General features: G+C 63.9%; 14 protein-coding genes. 7 read left to right on the plus strand and 7 right to left on the minus strand.

Translation table 11 applies throughout. The annotated features are described in order from the left end of the window. The first annotated feature begins 113 nt into the window (after window positions 1–113). The gene (locus LVJ94_49860; GenBank protein WXB04988.1) at window positions 114–1,832 is read left to right on the plus strand and encodes a protein kinase; all 1,719 of its coding nucleotides are present in this window, start codon (window positions 114–116) and stop codon (window positions 1,830–1,832) included. Window positions 1,833–1,839: 7 nt separating this feature from the next. On the opposite strand, the gene maiA is transcribed toward LVJ94_49860, so the two are convergent. The 3 genes from maiA to LVJ94_49875 form a co-directional block, all read right to left on the minus strand. After that, window positions 1,840–2,496, minus strand: coding sequence for a maleylacetoacetate isomerase (gene maiA / locus LVJ94_49865; GenBank protein ID WXB04989.1), 657 nt, complete (start codon window positions 2,494–2,496; stop codon window positions 1,840–1,842). A gap of 90 nt (window positions 2,497–2,586) precedes the next feature. Continuing rightward, window positions 2,587–4,176: a carboxylesterase family protein gene (locus LVJ94_49870; GenBank protein ID WXB04990.1), complete on the minus strand. Its 1,590-nt coding sequence runs from the start codon at window positions 4,174–4,176 to the stop codon at window positions 2,587–2,589. 108 nt (window positions 4,177–4,284) lie between these two features. After that, a complete protein-coding gene (locus LVJ94_49875) occupies window positions 4,285–5,709 on the minus strand; it encodes a hypothetical protein (protein ID WXB04991.1) in 1,425 nt (474 codons plus the stop codon). Window positions 5,710–6,030: 321 nt separating this feature from the next. On the opposite strand from LVJ94_49875, the gene LVJ94_49880 reads away from it, so the two are divergent. Further along, window positions 6,031–7,668 carry a discoidin domain-containing protein gene (locus LVJ94_49880; GenBank protein WXB04992.1) on the plus strand — a complete coding sequence of 546 codons (1,638 nt, stop codon included), beginning with the start codon at window positions 6,031–6,033 and terminating at the stop codon, window positions 7,666–7,668. Window positions 7,669–7,738: 70 nt separating this feature from the next. Here the strand turns inward: LVJ94_49880 and LVJ94_49885 are convergent, their stop codons facing one another. Beyond that, a complete protein-coding gene (locus tag LVJ94_49885; protein WXB04993.1) occupies window positions 7,739–9,682 on the minus strand; it encodes a peptidoglycan DD-metalloendopeptidase family protein in 1,944 nt (647 codons plus the stop codon). Between the two features lie 235 nt (window positions 9,683–9,917). Here LVJ94_49885 and LVJ94_49890 point away from each other — a divergent pair, with 235 nt between their 5' ends. Both LVJ94_49890 and LVJ94_49895 read left to right on the plus strand, forming a co-directional pair. Then, window positions 9,918–10,415 carry a DinB family protein gene (locus tag LVJ94_49890; protein WXB04994.1) on the plus strand — a complete coding sequence of 166 codons (498 nt, stop codon included), beginning with the start codon at window positions 9,918–9,920 and terminating at the stop codon, window positions 10,413–10,415. Further along, complete coding sequence (locus LVJ94_49895) at window positions 10,412–10,948, plus strand: hypothetical protein (protein WXB04995.1); 537 nt, start codon at window positions 10,412–10,414, stop codon at window positions 10,946–10,948. Before LVJ94_49890 ends, LVJ94_49895 begins: the two co-directional genes overlap by 4 nt. Here the strand turns inward: LVJ94_49895 and LVJ94_49900 are convergent. Beyond that, complete coding sequence (locus LVJ94_49900; GenBank protein WXB04996.1) at window positions 10,931–11,860, minus strand: LysR family transcriptional regulator; 930 nt, start codon at window positions 11,858–11,860, stop codon at window positions 10,931–10,933. The genes LVJ94_49895 and LVJ94_49900 overlap by 18 nt on opposite strands. Before the next feature lie 121 nt (window positions 11,861–11,981). Between LVJ94_49900 and LVJ94_49905 the strand changes: the two genes are divergently transcribed. Beyond that, entirely contained in the window at window positions 11,982–12,683 is a 702-nt protein-coding gene (locus tag LVJ94_49905) for a class II aldolase/adducin family protein (GenBank protein WXB04997.1), read from the plus strand. Between the two features lie 31 nt (window positions 12,684–12,714). On the opposite strand, the gene LVJ94_49910 is transcribed toward LVJ94_49905, so the two are convergent. Both LVJ94_49910 and LVJ94_49915 read right to left on the minus strand, forming a co-directional pair. After that, entirely contained in the window at window positions 12,715–13,464 is a 750-nt protein-coding gene (locus LVJ94_49910; GenBank protein ID WXB04998.1) for an SDR family oxidoreductase, read from the minus strand. Window positions 13,465–13,539: 75 nt separating this feature from the next. Then, window positions 13,540–14,157: a TetR/AcrR family transcriptional regulator gene (locus tag LVJ94_49915; protein ID WXB04999.1), complete on the minus strand. Its 618-nt coding sequence runs from the start codon at window positions 14,155–14,157 to the stop codon at window positions 13,540–13,542. Window positions 14,158–16,372: 2,215 nt separating this feature from the next. Between LVJ94_49915 and LVJ94_49920 the strand changes: the two genes are divergently transcribed. Continuing rightward, complete coding sequence (locus LVJ94_49920; protein ID WXB05000.1) at window positions 16,373–16,957, plus strand: hypothetical protein; 585 nt, start codon at window positions 16,373–16,375, stop codon at window positions 16,955–16,957. A 351-nt stretch (window positions 16,958–17,308) separates the two neighbouring features. Next, window positions 17,309–18,661, plus strand: coding sequence for a hypothetical protein (locus LVJ94_49925; GenBank protein ID WXB05001.1), 1,353 nt, complete (start codon window positions 17,309–17,311; stop codon window positions 18,659–18,661). The last annotated feature ends 20 nt before the right edge of the window (window positions 18,662–18,681 follow it).

Here is an 18,681-nt window from a genome sequence, read left to right on the forward strand (position 1 = left end):
AGATCCGACCTGCGCGCCACGCGGCGCTGCTTTGCCTGTTTGCTTCCGCTGACGAAAAGGTTGGGCTTTGAGTCGCGCGACTCCTCATAGGAGAAGCGAGGGAGTAACCAGCGATGACCGCACCCCGTCTATCCATTCCCGAGCCGATGATGTCGCCGGCCGTAGGCCGATATCGACATATCTTGGAACTCGGGCGCGGCGGAATGGCAGACATCGTGCTCGCGGTGGTTCAAGGCCCCGGCGGGTTCAACAAGCTGCAAGTCGTGAAGCTCCTGCGCAAAGAGTTGTCCTCGGACAGCGACTTTTGCACCATGTTTCTCGACGAAGCGCGGCTCGCCGCGCGAATCAACCACCCGAACGTCGTTCAAACGAACGAGGTGGGATTCGACGGCGAACGCTACTTTCTGGCGATGGAATATCTGGAAGGCCAGAATCTCGATCACTTCATGAAGGCGGCTCAGCCCTCGGGGGGAATTCCGCTGCCTATCCTCCTTCGCGTGCTGTGCGACGTTTGCCAGGGGCTCCAATTCGCGCACGAGCTTCGCGACTTCGACGGTGCATCGCTCAACGTCGTCCACCGGGACATTTCCCCGCAGAACGTTTTCATCACGTACAGCGGGACCACCAAGGTCCTCGACTTTGGAATCGCCAAGGCGAACGACTCCAATACGGAGACGCAAGCCGGCACGTTCAAGGGCAAGGTCGCGTACATGGCGCCCGAGCAAATCGTGGCGCGGGACGAAGTGGATCGCCGTGCCGATATTTTTGCGGTCGGGAGCATCCTTTGGCGCGCGGTCACCGGGAAGCGCATGTGGAGCGGCCTCTCCGAGGTGGAGATCCTTCACAAACTCGCGACCGAGGACGTCCCCGAGCTCTACCCGCTCGAAGGTACGCCGGACAAGCTCGTGGACATTTGCCGTCGAGCGACGGCCGTTCGGATCGACGATCGCTACGAGACGGCGGCCGACCTTTGCGCCGCCCTCGAAGAAGTCCTGGCGACGCTTCCGCGCGCAACGCACGCCGAAGTGGGCACGTTGATCGCGAATCTTTTCGCCGACCATGCGCAGAAGACGCGAGATGCGATCGACGCTCGCCTCGCATCGGCCGTCTCCACCGTGTCTCCGATGAATTTGCCTTCGTTTCCCATTACGTCGCATTCGGCCGTGCTGCCGCGCAACACGGCGCGCAGTGTGCCGGCGGCGGAGGGCGAACGGCTATCCGTGAGGGTCGAGCAGAAAGCGCGTCGCCTGTTCGCCGCCTCCGGGGCGGTGCTCGGGCTGGCCGCATTGCTCGTGTTCGGCGGTCGCTTTCTGAGCCGATCGTCGCTGAGGGCCGATCTTCACGGCGCGACCGCCGCGAGTCTGGCGCATGCGGTCAAGCACGGCCCCGCCACCACGGTGAGGCTGGATAGCCAGCCCTCCGAAGCCAACGTCGAAAAGGATGGCACGCTGCTCGGGCGTACACCTCTGACGATCGATCTTCCGCCGGGTGCGCAAGCCCTCGTCGTATCGCGTGACGGCTATTACGACGAGACGTTGAACATCGATGTACCGTCCGACGCGACGGAACCGCTTCATCGCATGTTCACACTTCGCGCGAAGCCATCGGCGTCGAGCGCCGACGCTGCGACGCCCCGCGCCCGCTTCCTACCGGGCCCGCGGCCGATGCCGCCCGCGACGTCGAAACCGCAGGCCTCGAGCGCGGAGCCTTCCGCCGTGGCCTCGTCGCCGGCTCCGAGTGCCACGCAGAGCGCGGAGGCCCCGCGACCCAAGGTGAAGATCGTGGACGATCGCGGGCCCCGTCAGAAGGTCGTGGTCATCACGGATTCGTAGGCACCCCTCATGGCGCTGCGCGGGGTGCGTCGGGCTGAAGTTCGGCGTGGGCGCGCGCGAAGACGTCGAGCTCGTAGCAGGCTTTCTCGATGCGCGAGAGCGCCTCGAACGCGTTCGTGTCGACCCCGAAGCGGCGCGCATGGAAAAGCTGCGGGACGATGCACACGTCGGCCAACGTTGGTGCGTCGCCAAAGGCAAATGGGCCTGCGTTCGATTGCACCATCGCCTCGACCGCAGTGAGCCCGCGCCCGACCCAATGCCGACACCACGCGGCGTCGTCGCTGCCCAGCACGTCGTGCACGTAGATCCGCACGGCGGTATTCGCAAGGGGCTGGATGCCCGAGTTGACCGTCTCCGCCACCTGACGCACCCGTGCGCGCTCGGCGCGGCCCAATGGCAAGAGGCGTGGCAACGGGAATCGCTCCTCGAGGTATTCCGCAATGACCAGCGATTGCCCGATGCGCACCAGAGAGCCGTCCTCCTCGTGCACCTCGAGGAGGGGCACCTGCCGCATCGGGTTGCGTTCGACGTAGTCTGGCCGATTCTGCTCGCCACCGTTCTCGATCAAATTGACGGCACGGTACTCGTACGCGAGGCCTTTCAGCCCGAGCATCAGCCGCGCGCGCCACGTGGCGCTGCTTCGCCAAAAGCCATAGAGAATCATGGGGACCTCATCATGGGTGGAGGGGGCCATGCCATTTTCCGGAATGATACCCACGTAACGCCGCGAACGGGCCTGTGATTTGGCAATTCCCTATTGCGCTGCAGCCTCACCCCAGAAGGAGAGCCGGTGCTCGGCCGCATAGTCCACTGGCCCGATGGTGTCGGGGGCCAAGGACTGGACGTACGGTGTGGCCATATGGCCTTCGAAGCGTGGCCACGTTGGCAGGCCGGGGGCATTCGGGTCTCCGGTTCGGACGAACTGTGCCCAGTACCGAATCAGGTGGCTGGCCAGCTGCTGCTGCGCCGGTGTGAACGGCGGGGTGAAGCCAGGGAGGTCCAAGCGGTACGGTAGATCGGAGGCGTGACAGGCGCCGAGCGGAATGCCAACTTCGGGAAACCCCGGCAGCTTCGGTGCGCTCCGGTCGGCGAACTCGAAGGCGAAGACCGGCACCTGCGTGGCGAGTACCTGCTCGGTTTCCCAGGTGCTGCGGGCCCGGATCCGATCGGTGAAGACGGCGGCGTGGAGGAGACGGTTGTCGTCGTCTCCGGGCACGTATTGCTCGATGACCTTGGCGGCGGTTGCGGGACCGAAGTCGTCGTCGAGGCGCGTGCGGTACGCGGCGGCCGACAGAGGCTGCGGATGGTTGAAGGCGGTGAAGAGCGCCTCTTCGTCGCGGTTGCTGCCGACCAGTGCCGGCACGTGATGGAACCGATTGGCGCGCAGGGCGGCGGCCGGGTGCTCGGGCAGCGCGGCATTGCCGTGCGCCGGATTGGCGAATTGCGGGGTTCGCGGCAGCAGCGCTTCGAACGGTTTCGCCCGCAGACAGGCCAGCGCGTTGGCCGGGTCGGCGCAGCCCAACGCGGCCGCCTCCTGCGTCCCGAGCGCTGTGGCGTCTTGGAGCGATTGAAAGACCACATGCGTCTTGCCCATCTTCGGCCACGTGTACATGCACGTTCCACTTTCCATGATGGCTTTGTGGAACAGGCCCGCGGCGCCAGGTGATGCGAGATGGCCGCAGGTGCTCAGCGAACCCGCGGATTCGCCGGCCAGCGTGACATTGCCGGGATCGCCGCCGAAGGCTCGAATGTTGCGCTGGACCCATCGCAGGGCGGCTTGCTGATCCAGCATGCCGAACGAGCCCGAATCCTCCAATCCGGGTAGTGCGAGGAGACCTAGGACCCCGAGTCGATAGTTCGGGGTCACCACCACGATGTCACCCTCGGTGGCCAGCCGGTGCGCATCGTAGCCGCGGCTGCCGCCCGCGTTGAAATCGCCGCCATGCAGCCAGACCAGCACCGGGCGCAGTCGCTGCGGACTTGCCGTGCGGGGGCTAGTCACCGTCAGAAACAGGCAATCCTCGGACTGGGGGCCGGGCTCGGTTTGCGGGCAGTTGGGGGCGGGTTCGGTGGCCTCGCGCACGCCCTGCCAGGGCTCGACCGGTTCCGGCCGTCGCCATCGCCGCTCGCCCGTTGGCGGTGCGGCATAAGGGATCGCATGAAAAACGCGATACGGCTCATACATCACACCGTGCACGGAGCCGGCCTCGGTGTTGACCGTGTCCTCCGCGTTGCCATGAGCATCCGGTGCGGATGTCGAGTCGGAACAGGCTGCCAAAAGCACAACAGCGAGCAGCAAGGCCAACCGCCGTGCGGATCGCGCCTCCAGGCGTCTTTCTTCCATTTGGAACCATTCCTCCGTTTTGCGACGCGTTCCTGCGAACTCGCTCGCGAAGAATCGTATTCCAAATAGGGATAAACGTTTCGGCGAATGAAATCACGACCGAAGTCGTTACGGCCAGCGCATCGGCCCGAGCTGCGCGCCGACGACGCGCCCCACGTCGAGGTGTTCGCGCGCAATCACCGCCTCGAGCTCGGCCTTGCGACTGGGCGTGGGTGCAGTGCCGAGCGCGCTGGCGGTCCACAATAGACGCGCCGCGGGAAACCAGACCAGTAGCACCCGCTCGCCGAGCGATGTGCGCATGGGCACGAGCTCTATGCGACCTGCACCCTGGCCGAGGCTCGTGCGCGCGGCGACCGAACGAAGTACGGGCGCCCGACCCGAGCGCGCGAGAGCATCGGGTGCGAGCGTGTGCGGCTGCGCGAGCAGCGACTCGACGAAGTTGCGATTCGCATCGAGCAGGTGCACCGGCAGTCCGCGCGCCACGGCCTCGCGTACGCCGGAAAGCTGCGGCACGATGGCGTCCGTCAGGACCAGCGCGGAGGGCGTTGTACCGAAGCGACGCCGGGCCTCGTCGATCGTGCGGCCGAAGTACACGTCCGAAATAGGCGCATCCACGAGAATGGTGCCATCGGCCTGGGCCACCAGCAGCGAATTCCAGCGCGCCGCGGCGAACCAAATGCCCGGCGCGATTTCCAGCACCGGCTTTTCACCCGGTGCCGGCGTGTCGCCCGGTCCGCGTGCCTCGGCACGGAAGGCCGCACGCACATCGTCCGGGATCGCGAAACCTCCGGGCGGCGTCACATCGCGCTCGACGGCCGTGAGCGTCGTCGAATGGCACGGAATTCCAGCGCGCGTCAAATCCGTTTGCGCCGGGTACCAATAGCCTCCGGGCTGAAGCTGCCATTGCTGAAAGTGCACCCGGTCGCGCACATCGCCGCGGACCCGCCAAAAATGGTCCGTGGGCATCGGGTGCACGAGCTCGGCTTCGGTGATGCGCCACGTGTGCGCATCGATCCAGATGCGAACCGGTTGCCGATTCCACCGAAACGACAGTACATACTGCGGATTGCCCCCCAGCGACTCGCCCGGCTCCCGGTGCAGGTCGGGGGCATCCAGCGCCGCGAGCAAAAGCCGATCGGGCAAATGGGCGAGGCGTTCTTCCGCGTCGGCGACCAGCACCGCGCTACCGGGGCGCGCTTTGCCAGCGACGGTGCGCATGGCCACCTGGCCCGCCACGGTGACCTCCCACGGAAACCGGGCCGCGGGGCTACCCGGCGCCGAGTACCACGACGTGGCCTTTTCGCGCCACGCGGGCAGTGTGAAATCGAACCACGTTTCGCCCTCCTCGTAGCTCACGTCCCACGGTGGCTCGGGCCGCTCGGACCCTTCGATGAGGTTCCAATGCCCGAGGAACTTCATGTGCACGCCATGAACCGCGCGCACGCGGGACTCCCCACCGAACGCGTTGAGCGCTCCGGCGACGATGGCCTGCGGCTTTGGTTCTTCGGCGTGCCCCGTTCGTGCGAAGGACAAACACGAAATGCTCAGAAGGAGAAATGGCTGCCACCGGTGCGAGAACACGGGTCCGTTGTGGCCGTCGTTTCGGCATCCCACCAGGAACATGCAGCCAACGGTGCGCACCGTGCAGTGGCGGCGCCGCCGGCGCGATGAAAGGTCGGGTCCGTACACACCGCCGCCCCTCATTTCGCGACTGCCATCGTTGTCATCGGCGGTATTTCTGCAATGGCCAGCAACCCACCAAGATGGCTTGACCGTTAGTCCAGAAGCCATTATCCATTCGTTAAGAAAGTTTCCTAACTAATGCGCCGCGTCGCGGCGCGGAGGGGAATTGACATGAACTCTGGACCCCGTCGGTCTCGGCCAAGCAGGTTGCTCTCCATTTCCGTTCTCGCCGCCGGTGCCGCTGGCAGCGTCGCGTTTGCGGTGCCGCCTTCGGTTCGCGCCCAGCCGCGGGCGGCCGATGTGCTGCTCTCCCAAGGAAAACGCGTCATCGTGTCGAGCTCCGAAAGCGCGGAGTTCGGCGGGCCCAAGGCGTTGGACGGAAATTCGTCGACGCGTTGGGCGAGCAAAGAGGCGTCCGACCCCGAGTGGATTCGCGTCGATCTCATCGATCGCGCGGCCATTCATCGCGTGAAGCTCTCGTGGGAAGCCGCATACGCAAAAAAGTACCGCATCGAGATATCCGACAATGGCTGGCAGTGGACCACCGTACGAACCATCACCAACGGGGATGGCAATATCGACGATCTCACGGGATTCTCCGAGCGCGCGCGGTATTTGCGCGTCGTCGGCACGGAGCGCGGCACCTCGTATGGATATTCCCTCTGGGAACTGCAGGTGTACGGCGTTCCGGATTCCGTGGGCGATACGGAATCGCCCAGCGCGCCCACCGCCCTGAACTTCGGCGGGGTGACCTCCACCGGCATCGAGCTGAGTTGGAATGCGTCGACCGACAACATCAACGTGAGCGGATACGACGTGTTGCGCAACGGTGCCGTGGTTGCCACCACACAGACTTCCCCTTACACCGATAGCGGTTTGACCTCCGCAACGAGCTACACGTATACGGTGCGCGCGCGCGATGCTGCGGGCAACCTTTCGGCACCCAGCTCCGCCCTTCCGGTGAGCACACGAACCGGCGCGGATGCTCACCCGTTCGTCCTCGCGGGGGCAGGGGACATCGCCGATCAATGCAAGGTCACCGATCTCAATTGCATTCACCCGAAGACGGCGGCGTTGGTGGCGGCGATCGCCCCGCCGGCCGTCATCACCATGGGGGACAATCAATACGACGATGCGCACCTCTCGGACTTTCAGAATTACTTCGACAAGACCTGGGGCAAGTTCAAAAGCATCATGCGCCCGGTGCCGGGAAACCACGAATCGTATGACGATACGGCGTTTGCCGGTTACAAGTCGTACTTCGGATCCATCGCCACGCCGAAGGGCAAGATGTATTACAGCTGGGACATGGGGAATTGGCATTTCGTCGCGCTCGACTCCAACGACTTCGTCCCCAACGATCTGGCGGATGTTGCGGCCGACCCGCCGCAACTTGCATGGCTCAAGACGGATCTTGCCGCAACGAGAAAGCCTTGTATCGCCGCGTACTTCCACCATCCGCGATTCAGCTCCGGCGACCATGGCGACAACCCGGGGACCGCGGCACTCTGGTCGACGTTGGTCGACAACAAAGTCGATCTCGTCCTCAATGGGCACGACCATCACTATGAGCGATTCTTACCCCAGGACGCGGCAGGCCAAGCGAGTTCACAAGGGCCCGTGGAGATCATCGTCGGCAGCGGCGGCATCACGCTGTACGAGATCAAACCCGCGCACGCGACGACCGCCAAGCTGGTCTCCGACTTCGGTGTGATCAAGCTGCACTTGACCGACTCGACGTTCGCGACCCAACTCATTGGGCTCGACGGGGTGGTGCTCGACAGCAGCCCGACCTACACGTGCCATTAGCGACGTCAGATCGATCACGCGCGCCGCCCGGTCCGATCCGGGGGCGCGCGTCGCGAGGTCGAAGAGCGAACTATTGGGTCCACACGGCGGCGTAGTTGCCCGTGCCGCCGTCGTCCACACCGGTCACGAATTTGGTCAGGAATCCCTGGCCGGTGAAGCTGTTGTAATCGGATTGATACTGCGCACTGGTGCGATCGTGGCGTGCCACCCACGAGCCAAGGCTCTGCGAGGAGAAAATGGCCGAGTAGAACACCTGGCCGTTGTGGACGTACGCGTCGAGGTAGTGCGGGCGGCGGCCCGCTTCCACTTGGGCATCGAAGGTCGATTGGTACTGGCTGGCGGGGATGCCGTGCAGGCCGACGAAGCCGCCGAAGGGAGCGGTATCCCAGAGCGCGGTGATCTGGCGGGCGCCGCCCACCGAGACCACGGAGACGTTCACGGGACGCCAGCCTTGGTTGGTCAGGGTATTCCAATTCGCCTGGTGCAGGGCCTCGGAGGCGCCATGATAGGCAGTCTGTGCGGGGCCGCTCTCGTTGGTCCAAATGCCATTGTAGCGGACCGCACCGGCGGAAAGGTAGCTGTCGACGTGGAGCAGTCGGTGGCCATCTTGCGATTGCGTATCGAACTCGGTCTGATATTGCGCCGAGGTCATGCCCGCACGGGCGAGCCACCAGACGTTGCCCGCCGGACGAAAGAGCATGTTGAAGTAGGAGTTGCTGCCAACGTTGAATCCGTCGATCCACACCGGCCGATAACCCGCCGCGGTGACGTCATCGAAAACGGTCTGGAAGTTTGCCGCACTCACGCCGTGGCGCGCCACCTCGGCAAAGCCGGGAACCAAGTTCGACACCTTGAAGGTGCGCGACGTCTTCAGCGAATTGTTGACGAAGACGCGCATCGTCCAGGTGCCCGGCGTGCTTCCCACCTTCCAGGTCCAGCTGGGCATCCAGTGCGCGTAACGGGCCACGCCGCCCGCGGTCCACGTCCAGGAAGACACGTTCGAGTCCGGCGCGACCATGCTGATTTGCACTTTGTCACCGCCGCGAATCGCCGCGGACAAGCCGACCCCCATCGTGGCTCCCGGGGCGTAGAGCGTGTCGTTGGGCGCCGGGTCCTTGATCTGCTGAGCGCTGCTGAAGGCCCCTTCCTTGAGCATCACATCCATGATGTCGGACGGCCCCTCGTACGCGGGCGGTGCGGTCCACATGTCGTCGAACGACTCGAGCCAAGCGTCGCTGCAGTCGTGCACCTCGAAGTGCAAATGCGCTTGGGTGGAACAGCCGGAACTGCCGACCACCGCGAGCTTCTGCCCGGCGACGACACTGTCGCCCACGTTGACGACGACCGAATTCTTCTTCACGTGACCGTAATAACTTGCGTAACCGTTCGCATGCCGAAGCACCACCACGTTCCAGGTTCCGGTGCAGCTCGTGTTTCGATCGAACTGATCCTCGCGGATGAACTCGACCACGCCATCGGCGGCGGCGCGGGCGATGGCGGTGTTGTTATCCATCTCGCGAAAGGAGGATATGTCGATATCGGCGCCGCGATGGCCATCGTATGTGCGCGCCAAGCTTCCGGTTTTCCCCTTGTAATCGCTCGTTTGCGACGCATCGGGATCGAGATCGGTGTAGTTGTTGATCATCCACTGCTTGCCGTGTGCGCCGGAGACCGGCCAGACCGAGAATTTCAGGTCGGACTTGTTGCAGCTGGGCGCCAACCGCGCCCGGTTCGTGGCCGCGCGCTCCTTGGCACCGCTTTCGAGCCGCAGAGAATCGTGATGCGCGCCCTCTTCCGAGGAGTCCGCGCCCCATTCATGATCGGGAGCCCTCACCGCCGGCTCCGGATCCACCGCCTCCACCGCACGCGGCTCCACCACGCTGCCCCCGCCGAGCGGCATGACGACCTGATCGACCCCATCACCCGGCGCCGCCCCGCGTGTCTCCTCGTCCGCCACCCCCGCACAACCAACCAATGCCAAAACGAAGACCAAATTCACCCGGATCGATCGCATCGATGTTTTTCTCCTGAAGGTTTGAGCGCACCGGTTCGCGTTAGCCTGCGCCCCTCGTGCGGATGGATGCCTTAGCAAAGGCAGGACCAAGCCATCCGACGCGGCTTTTCGAGGCCTCGCCGCACGAAATCCCGCGATTCACCGCGGCGGGGGCGTGGCGTGGACCTGTTGCGGGTGTTGCACCCTGTTGCACCCGTCGGTGCCTGACGGCTGCGCGTGCGCTACCATTTCACGCGTGATCGATACGACGTACGTTGTGACCATGGCCGCCTACAACCGGTGGCAGAACGATAACCTGTACGGCGCGGCCGACGCCTTGTCCGAGGCCGAACGCACGCTGGACCGCGGCGCGTTCTTCGGATCGATTCAGGGCACGCTCAATCACATACTTTGGGCGGACGAGGTCTGGCTGGGGCGATTCTCCGGGCGCCCGCACCCGGCGACGCCGATCCACCGATCCCACGATCGATACCAGGACTGGAACGAGCTGCGTGCGGCGCGCATCGGGCTCGATGCGGACATCGCGGCCTGGGCGGAGGCACTCGATCCGGCGTGGCTCGCGCAGGCGCCAGCTAGGTCGGGTGCAAGCAAGACCAAGCCGCCGCGCCCCCACGCGTTCTTGGTGGTGCACATGTTCAACCATCAGACGCACCATCGCGGACAAGTGCATGCGATGCTGACCGCGGCGGGAGCCCGGCCCAGCGACACCGACTTGTTGAAGATGGAACCGTGAGCGAGAGCCGTCCTTTGCGATCGAAGTACGCGCACCCCGAATACGAACGCCGCTGGCTCGTGAGACGATTGCCCGACCTGGAGCCTGCCGTGCGCGGCTCTCACATCGACGACCGATACCTGGTGGGCACGAGGCTTCGTCTCCGTCGCGTCGTGCCGATCGAGGGTGGCCCGCCGGTCTACAAGCTGGGGCAGAAGGTCCGGCCCGACGCCGACGATGGCCGGCTGGTCATGCATACGACGATGTACCTCACCGTCGAAGAGCACGCGCTCATGAGCCGCCTGCCCGGCGCCGACCTGTTCAAGACCCGCTACCATCTCGCGTGTGGCGGGCGAACGTTTGGCCTCGACGTGTTCGCGGGTCGACTTTCCGGCTTGGTGCTTCTCGAGATCGAAACGGATCCAGGCGAGGAGCTGTTCCCCGGCCCATCGTTCACCGCCCGCGAGGTGACGCGCGACGAGCGCTACACCGGCGGGTGCCTCGCGTTTGCGTCGGACGAGGAGCTCGCGGTCGTCTTATCGATGGGCGAATGACCGCTCTTGGCAGACGCGAACGACCACGCCGCGCAACCAGCGGTGCACGGGATCGACGTCGAGGCGCGGGTGCCACATCTGCGATACGACGATCGGGGGTGTAGGAACGGGAAGCGCGAAGCTTTGGACGCCCGCGGAGGGCTCGTGCTCCCACACGGACCCCATGAAGGCGGTGGTCATGAGCGCGACGAGGTCGGAAGCGCGTGCGATGGACAGTGCGGCGCGGAAGCTCGGTACGACCGCGACCACGGTGCGTGAGAGCCCCAGCGCGGCCAGCGCATCATCCACGGGGCCGGTTGGGCGCCCCCGGCGTGACACCACCACATGGCTGCAGGCTGCGTATCGTTCCGGCGTCATCTTTCCTTCGGCAAGAAGAAGCGAATGCCCTTCTCGGACGACGCCGATGAAGCGGTCCCGGAACAAAGCCTGCCTGCGCACCTCCGGCCCCGTCTCGCCGAGGACACCGATCTCGAGATCGATCTGTCCCTCCCGCAGGGGGCGTACGTCTTTGTCTGCCTTCGGGGCGAAACGCAGGCGCACACCCGGTGCTGCGGCCGCCACAGCGGACACGAGCCGCGCCGCGAATGCTTCCACGAAGCCATCGTTGGCGCGGAGTGTGATGGTCTGCTCGACCCTTCCGACGTCCAACGCACCCGGTGCAGGCCGCAGCACGGCGCGCGCCTCCTGGGAGAGGTGCTGAACGCGCTCGCGCAGTTCCATGGCGCGGGGGGTCGGAGCCAATCCACGGCCCGCGCGGACCAGAAGAGGATCCCCCGTCGCGGCGCGAAGGCGCGAAAGCGTGCGGCTCATGGCCGAAGCGCTAAGTCCCAGCCTGCGCGCCGCGCCCACTACGGTGCCATCCGTGAGCAGGGCATCGAGCGCGATGAGCAGGTTCAAATCCGGTTCCGCCATCGTTCGCGTGCACCATGGTACACGGCGTTGGCATGGCGTCTCATGCACGAATGACCTGCGTCCGGCGCGCCTTCCCGAAGGGCTCGATGACCGCATCTTTCCACCCGATGGAGGTCACGAGATGAGCATCGATGTAAAGCGGACGGTCGAGGAGCTTCGTGCGGCGACCCAGATCCTGGTTGGCGAGGGGATCCTCGACGGCTTTGGGCACGTTTCAACGCGTCATCCGGAGCAGCCGGATCGCTACTTCATGTTGCTTCGCAACGTCGACGGGCCGGCTGCGGAGGCGCGCGTTCTCGAGCTCGATGCCGACAGCAACCCCATCGGCCCCGGGGACGTTCGTCCATCCATCGAGCGATTCATCCACGGAGAAATCTATCGGCAGCGTCCCGACGTCTTGGCCGTCGTTCACACGCACGCGCCCCCCTTGATCCCTTTCGGCGTGTGCAACGTCGCGCTTCGTCCACTCTATCACATGTGCGGATTTCTCGAGGACGGGGCATCGGTGTTCGATATCCGGAAAGAGCACGGCACGACGAACATGCTCGTCACCAGCTATGAGCTCGGTCAGTCGCTGGCGGCGTCGCTCGGCCGCCGGGCGATGGTCCTCATGCGGGGCCACGGCGCGACCGTCGTCGGGACGTCCTTGAAGGAGGCGGTGTTCCGCTCCGTGTATGCGACGCTGAATGCCCAACTCCAGACCGTCGCGATGCAGCTCGGACAGCCGACGTTCCTGAACACGGGAGAGGCAAAGCTCGCGGACGAGCTTCATCACGCGGTGCTGGATCGGCCCTGGGAGTACTGGGTGAAGAAGCACGGGTAGACGACGTTCGGGTTCCCTGAAAACTTGGACACTAGACGCGGGTCATGCCTCCGTCGACCACCATTTCCTCGCCCGTCATGAAGGACGAGTCATCCGACGCCAGAAAGAGGGCGGCCCGTGCGATCTCGTCCACGTTTCCGAGGCGCTTCAACACGATGCGCTCGGCCAAATGCGCGAGGGTTGCGGCGGCGGTGGCGGGATCGAGGACCTTCTCGGTAATGCCCGAATCCGTCGGGCCTGGGCTGAGAACGTTCACACGAACGCCGAGCGCCGCAAGTTCCGCCGCCGCGACACGTCCAAGTGAACGCAGCGCAGCCTTCGACCCGGCATAGGCACTGCTACCCACCATACCGAGCCGCGCATTGATCGACGCGTTGAGTACCACCGCACCACCCGAGCGGAAAAGCGGCGTTGCGTGCTTCAGCGAGAGCCAGGGGCCAACGACGTTCACACGCATGACGTCCTCGAAGGTGGAGAGGGGTGACTCTGCGATCGTGCCGATGCGGACGATCCCCGCGTTCAAGAAGAGCACGTCGAGTCGCTCGTAGCGCCGCGCGATATCCACGAAGAGTGCCTCGATGGCCGCGGGGTCGCCAGCGTCCGACGACAGCACGTCGACCGTACTGCCAAGATGAATGCGTGCCTCCTCGAGTGTCTTCGTGGTGCGCCCGGTGACGATCACGCGGGCACCCTCGTCACGAAAGAGCTTCGCGGTGGCCAACCCGATGCCCGTCGTACCCCCGGTGACCAGCGCAATCTTGCCTTCCAGTTTCTTCCTCATGGCCTCTCCATTATTGATATTTTTGTCCAAAATTTACCGCAAAGCATTTTGAGGGCGCCGGAGCCTGCCCTCAGGTCAGTTCGTTCGCCCGCGGCGGCCGCGCTCGATGGGGTGTGCGGCCAGGCCGTCGAGCGTGGCGATGGCCACCTCGCGCAGCGTAGCGGCGGGGGCACCGCTCTTCGCAAGCACCTTCATCCCGAGCATGGTGGCGTTGACCTGGAGGGCGCCCGCGCGCTCGTCGACCGATGCGCGTATTTCTCCCCCGGCCTTTGCCTGCCGCACCAGGTCCACGAGCAGCGCCTCGAGGCGTTTGCCGCTCTCCGCTCCAATGGCGGCGACGTCGGGATCGTCCGTTCCCAGCTCGCAGATCGTCGAAACGCCAAGGCAGCCCAATGCGTGGCGTTGCGGCTGCTCCTCGACCAAACCGAACAGGATGCGTTCGAGTCCGGCGAGGGGCGAACGCGCACTCTTCGCTCTGGCGACGCACTGGGCCACACCATCGTCGTTGTAGCGCCGCAGCACCTCGAGGAACGTCTCTCGCTTTCCCGCAAACGAGTCGTAAAAGCTCTGACGCCCGATCCCCATGGCGTGACGGAGGTCCTCCGTCGTCGTGGCGTTGTAGCCTTTCCGCCAGAAGAGCTCCTTTGCCGCTTCGAGTGCCACGCTACGGTCGAACTCTTTCGGTCGAGCCATATTCGACACCGTAGCATTATAGACAATGATGTCCAAAAAATAATGAACCCCTTGCAGATCGCCAGACGACCTCTACCCCGTGTGCCGCGCAGCGGGCCGAATTCCCTGGAGAGTGCGCGGAAGCCCATCGCGCGCACCATGAATTCGATCCAACGCACCTTTGCGCGATAAACGCTCCCGCCACGAGGGCGGACGTAGGACATCTGCAGTCAAAAGCACCGAACGAGGAGCCAACGGATCTAGCCTTCGAGATATATCGTTCTCGTCGAGCGACGAACTGGGTTCGCCGCCATTCGTTCCGGCACCGATAGCTATGTGCTCGGGTTCCAGCGGACGTGTTTGTCGATGATTCAGAAGATTGCGCCAGTTTCAATTCGTCATTGGCATCAAATGATCTCCAGGCACGTCCACACCGAAATCGAGTACAATCCACGAGTGAGCCTCTTCGTTGTGGCACGCGCCAGCCGACCGGCTCAAATGCGGTAATGGAGCACGAAAGGCAACGAACACGTGCCGCGATTTCAGCCAACGTCACCGCCGGTTCATCCGCCGAGTGAGCAATAGTTGCTCAACGTGCGAACGATTTGCTCGAACCACCTTCGGTGGGTGACCTGAATGGGGCATTGTGGCCGCCATGTCCATTGAACGACGTATTGATTCTCGCAAAGAGTGTGTTTAGGCGATGTCCGTCACTGCCTTGACGAGGCACATTCCTGTGATACACACCGCGGACTTGAAGTTGGGCGGCGATGTCGGACGGATATCGCAATTGGCGTCCACTTGATATTTGGACCATTTACCCGCTCGCTCAAGCGTTTCGAATGAGGTTGATGATGCGTATATTGAATGCCCAGAAATTTATGGCGCTTCTCGCCGTTCCGTCGGCGGTCGTGTTCTTCTCGATCGGCGGATGCTCTACCACCATCAACAACGGTCCCGGCGGCCCGGGAGGGACCGCGGATCCCACCGTGGCGAGAGCCGAGTGCGAGCCAAGGTGCACGTCGAAGGCAACGAGCTGCGGAGCTTCGCCCGCGCAGGTGGAACAGATTTGCCCCAGCTTGTGTGGCTCGGCAACGGAGCGCCAGCTCGATTGCCTGGAAGCCAAAACGTGCTCCGAGCTTGCAAACATCAGAGATGTTGGCGCAGCGTGTCCGAAAGGTGCGCCGCCGCCTGGAAGCGGTCCCGGCGAAGATCCGGTGGTGGGCAAACAGGAGTGCGAGCCGAGATGCGCATCGAAGGCAACGGGCTGCGGAGCCTCGCCCGCGCAGGTGGAACAGATTTGCCCCGGACTGTGTAGCTCGGCAACGGAGAGTCAGCTCGATTGTCTGGAAGCGAAGACGTGCTCCGAGCTTGCAAGGATTCGAGATCTTAGCGCGGCGTGTCCGAAGGGCGCACCGCCGCCTGGAAGTGGTGGCGGCAAAAAGCAGTTCGGCGAGGCGTGTGTCTGTCCCGATGTTTCCGGGGCAGCGGACGGGACTTGTGCTGGAACCGACTACCCCTGTAGCTCTGGACTGTCATGCGTCTACACGGGCACCAGCGGGTCAGGTCAATGCATGGCGGAGAGGTGCTGCACCAAGTCCATTGGCGAATGCGAGCAAGATCCTTCGCTCCTTACTTCGTGCAGCCAAGGCCGATGCACGGAAGTCGGCCTCGCCGGATTCTTTTGTAAAAAGTAGCCCCACGATTCGTGCCGTGAGACTGGCCTGTCGCATCGGACAGGCCACGTGAGTGCTACCGGGCTTGGCGCACTGGCGTGCTGTACTGGCGCCGAGCCCGTGGCTTCACTCGTGCTTCTAGCGTTCATTTCCTGATCGTGAGAACTTAGGCTGGCGCACCTCCCCTTGGCCGAGAGTCCACGATGTTTGGAATGAACTCCACCCGCTATCTCAAGATTCCGGAAAACCTTACGCCTGCCCAGCATCGCGCCGCGATGGCTCGCATCCGTGACGACGGTCTCGATGGCTTGGAGCTTTCGCAATTTGGCGGAGCATTCGGGCCTACGTGGGATGGGGCACGTGCGCATGACTTGTCTTTTCTCTCGTATTATCGGGGAATACGTGCGTTACGTGTTCACCTTCCCTCACTGACGTCGCTTGACGACTTGCGTTTCGTCGAAGGCGAACTGGAGTCGCTCGCACTGGGCGAGATGCCGAGGGCCTCGTTCTCGCCGGTTGCTCGTTGTCGCCGAGTGCGAGCTCTCAGTATCGTACGATCCATGAATGACGTCGCCGCCATCGGTGCGCTCGAAGACTTGCGCTATTTGGCATTGACTGGATACAATCTGGAGAAGTGCGATTTCTTGTCTGCGCTAGGCTCTCTCGAGTCCGTCTACATTGGCTTCGGTGGTGGCAAGACGCTCGACGCTCTTCGGGGAAAAAGAAATCTTCGCCGGCTCGAGCTCATGAAAGTATCGCGACTGGAAGACTTTGCCGCGATTGGCGATCTCGAGGCACTCGAGTGGCTGAAAATCGAGCAGCAAGCGCGCCTTCGAAAGCTGCCATCCTTCGAGCGCGTACCGCAGTTGAAATTCCTATATCTCGATACCGTCGATGGGCTTCAGGACCTTTCCTCACTCGACGGTAGGCAATTGCAAGAACTGCTGCTCATTGCAAAGATTCCATCGTCGGTGGTGAAGACGCTGGGAAGGTGCCGCGCGGAGCGACAATTCGTCCTACTGCGAACCAAGGCTGAGAATGCAAAGGTGCCGACGGCGTTCGCACCAAACAACGTCGGCCGGTCGACGGACCTCACGCAGTGGCTTCAGATGATGGCGAAGCCGGTAGCTTTCTCGGCCCCGTGATCGGGGCAACTTCGGAAGAATAGAGAATTTGCTTTGGCGGAAGCGGTGTAGGTCGTTGTGCGCCGTGTGAAGTTCTCGATCGCCTGCGGTTACGAGCGCCAGTAATTTTCAGGGTCAACGCACCGGGCGGCCTTTCGCGCATTCGCCCCGCACGAAGACCCTTCTCGCGCTATAGGGCATTCCGTGAATCGGTGCCTGGGGAGGGCGAGTGGCGCTCGTTGGGTATCGTTCACGAAGGTTGTATTTCCGCAGGCAGGTCAGACTCGTGCAAGAATCGCGAAGATCGTTTTCCGTCCGTCGGTTCGCATATCCCATGATGGATAGCCCGTCGCGGCCGCGAGCCCCGCAATCATGAACGACCTTATTTCGCCCGAGTGGCGTCTCGTCCGCGCGCGTAGTTCGCGCACGACGCTCGTACGCTGTACACCCCACGACCGATTTTTCCGGCGCCTCACCGTTCCGGTGGCCTTCTTCTACTCCCGCCCGCTCGATGCCTCGGCCCTGATCGATGGGCTCTCGCGTGCCCTCGCGCGGTTGCCCATCTTCGCGGGGCGTCTTCGCGCGATCCCGGGCGGGCTCGCCATCGTATGCGACGATGCGGGGGTGGTCTTTTCCACGGCCGACGTCCGTCTCACGCGGGCGGCCGCCGTGGAGGCCGCGATGAAAACGGAGGCGCCGTGGCTGTTCGAACCGCTCGACGCCGAGGGCGCGTGCGCCGGGCGCGAACCGCTCTTGACCGTGCGACTCTGTCGATTCACCGATGGCGGTGCGGCGCTCGGTTGCTCCTGGCACCACGCCGTCGGGGACATGCACACGTTCATGACGCTGATGCGCTGCTGGTCGGCCGCGGTGGCGGGCCTGCCCATGCCGGAGCCGCTCATCGTCGAAAATCGCACGGGGTATCTGTTCGAGCATCTGCCCGAGGAGGGCGCCGTTCGGCCATCGTTTCGCATGTTGGAGGCCGATGAGATCTCGGCCCTCACGCACCAAGCGGCGCAGCCATCGCGCGGCGACACGATGGTGCATATTCACTTTTCCAATTCGGAAATTCAGCGTATGCGAGAGGCGTTCGGTGCGGCCACCGGGGAGCGAATCTCGGCCAATGACGCGCTCTGCGCGCACCTAACGAGCGTGGTCCGTCATTGGGACGAGGAGCCGCGCGAACGGCGCTTGTCCATCACCGTGAATCTGCGCTCCCGTTTCGGTCTGGATCCGGCGCTCGTCGGAAACGTGCTCACGTGGATGCACCTGGCCTCGCCGGCCGGGGAGGAGCCGCCGCAATTGGCTGCGCGAATTCGGAATGGACTCGCGCGTTTTGCGGAACGGCACATGGATTATCGAACTTCGTCGCGCTTCCTCGGAGACCTTTCGGATGCGCGTCTTGCGCAATGCACGTTCCGCGCCCGCGGCCATCTCGAGAGCACGCTCCTCGTCACCAATTGGAGCAACTTCGGGATGTACGACGTGGCATTCGGCGACCAAAAGCCGGTGTTTTTCGCGGCTGCGGCAACCGGAAAACCCAAGCCCTGGAACATCGTCTTGGTGGAAGGCTTCGGCAATACCGGGTTGCTCTGCAGCGGGAGCCTTCCTGTGTCGTGGGCTCATCGTCTGGCATCCCGCCAGGGCCAAGCCTCGTTGCACGCCTTTCGCGATTCACGGGAAACGCCCGATCCATGGCGGTCGGAGGTCTCGGGATTGCTCTGAGCGTGACGCGCCGAAGGCGA

It is taken from the genome of Sorangiineae bacterium MSr11367 (assembly GCA_037157805.1).
GTDB classification, from domain to species: Bacteria; Myxococcota_A; Polyangia; order Polyangiales; family Polyangiaceae; genus Pendulispora; species Pendulispora rubella.